Source organism: Microbispora sp. H13382 (assembly GCF_014161445.1).
In the GTDB taxonomy this organism is placed as follows: domain Bacteria; phylum Actinomycetota; class Actinomycetes; order Streptosporangiales; family Streptosporangiaceae; genus Microbispora.
On record NZ_JABBXA010000046.1, the window covers coordinates 1 to 1356 of the forward strand.

Consider the following 1356-nt stretch of genomic DNA (forward strand, 5'->3'; position numbering starts at 1 on the left):
CCTTCCACCGCATCATCGCCGCCCACTCCGACAATCCGGTCATGGTCGGCCTGATCGAGGCGTTCGCCAGGCGCACCGTCCACGGCCGGCTGTGGCGCAGCCTGCACGAGAAGGACGCCGACCGGCGGACCCACGACGAGCACGTGGCCATCTGGACGGCGCTGGTGGCACGCGATCCCGAACGGGCGCGCATCCGGATGGCCAACCATCTCATCGGGGTCGAGGAGTCCCTGAACCGCCTGCCCGACGACGGCGACGCGCCGTCCGCGCTTATGGCCGGCTGACCTCGAGCCCGTACGGGGGCGAGGTGGGGTGACATGGTGGGAGCAGGTCGGGCGCGATCCGCGCCCCGGTCACGGCGTCGGTTGCGGGTCGGCACCGGACCGTGACCGGCCGAGGTTGTCCCGCAGCCAGGTCTCCGTGGTGCTGACGTGCATGAGCGCCGCGGCCTGGGCGAGGGGGGCGTCGCCGGCCGCGAGCGCGCGGTAGATGGCGGCGTGCTCGGCGATCGTGCGGCCCGCCGCGTTCTCCTCCACGAGGCCGCGCCACACACGCGCCCGCAGCGTCTGGCTGGCGATGCCGCCGAGCAACGCCGACAGCGACTTGTTGCCCGTCGCCTCGAACACAGCGCGGTGGAAGGCGTCGTCGTGGTGGTTGAGCGCTTCGATGTCGTCCTGCGCCCCGATCATCGCGTTGAGATGCCGTTCGACCTCCGCGAGCTGGCCGGCGGTGATCCGGGCGGCGGCAAGTGCGGTGGCCACCGGCTCGAACAGCCGCCGCACCTCGGTGATCTCGAGCAGGCCGTCGCCCCGCATCATCTCCACGGCCAGACCGACGCCTTCGAGCAGCAGCTCCGGCGAAAGGCTCGTGACGTAGGTGCCGTCGCCTCTGCGTACCTCCAGCACACGGGTGGTGACGAGGGATCGGACCGCCTCTCTGAGCAGGTTGCGGGACAGGCCCAGCTCGGCGGCGAGCTCCTGCTCGGGAGGCAGCCGGGCGCCCGGGGGCAGCGTCCCATCCTTGATGAGCTGCCTGATGCGTTCGATCGCCTGCTCCGTCAACGACATACCTGCATTTTGGTATGCCAGGACATCGAACCTCTACATGGCTCTTCCTGGCGTATGGAACGGTCTCAGAACCGCCTCGTACGCACCCGTCGTGCCGCGCGGCCGGGTGGCCACCGCCCCTCGGGGTGGGATGTGCATCCCCGAGGGGCGGCGGGAGCGGTCTCAGGGGGTGGTCAGGTCGAATCGGTTGACGGTGACCGCGCCGCCCAGGGACTGGGTGGCGTAGTTGAAGACGGCGAATCGGTAGCCCATGAAGAACTGCCAGGCGTTGCCCATGGTGAAGCCGGGC

2 protein-coding genes are annotated in these 1356 nt (G+C 70.4%); one reads left to right on the plus strand and one right to left on the minus strand.

The window, feature by feature from the left end:
- The coding region (locus HHX41_RS39375; RefSeq protein WP_182910006.1) for a FadR/GntR family transcriptional regulator at positions 1–284 on the plus strand (284 nt) is incomplete at its 5' end.
- A gap of 69 nt (positions 285–353) precedes the next feature.
- On the opposite strand, the gene HHX41_RS39380 is transcribed toward HHX41_RS39375, so the two are convergent.
- Positions 354–1067 carry a FadR/GntR family transcriptional regulator gene (locus HHX41_RS39380; protein ID WP_169985096.1) on the minus strand — a complete coding sequence of 238 codons (714 nt, stop codon included), beginning with the start codon at positions 1065–1067 and terminating at the stop codon, positions 354–356.
- Positions 1068–1356 lie beyond the last annotated feature (289 nt).

What these genes read in the sequence shown, in the direction of transcription:
- HHX41_RS39380 (WP_169985096.1), bottom strand. Translation starts at nt 1,067, where the DNA reads ATGTCGTTGACGGAGCAGGCGATCGAACGCATCAGGCAGCTCATCAAG.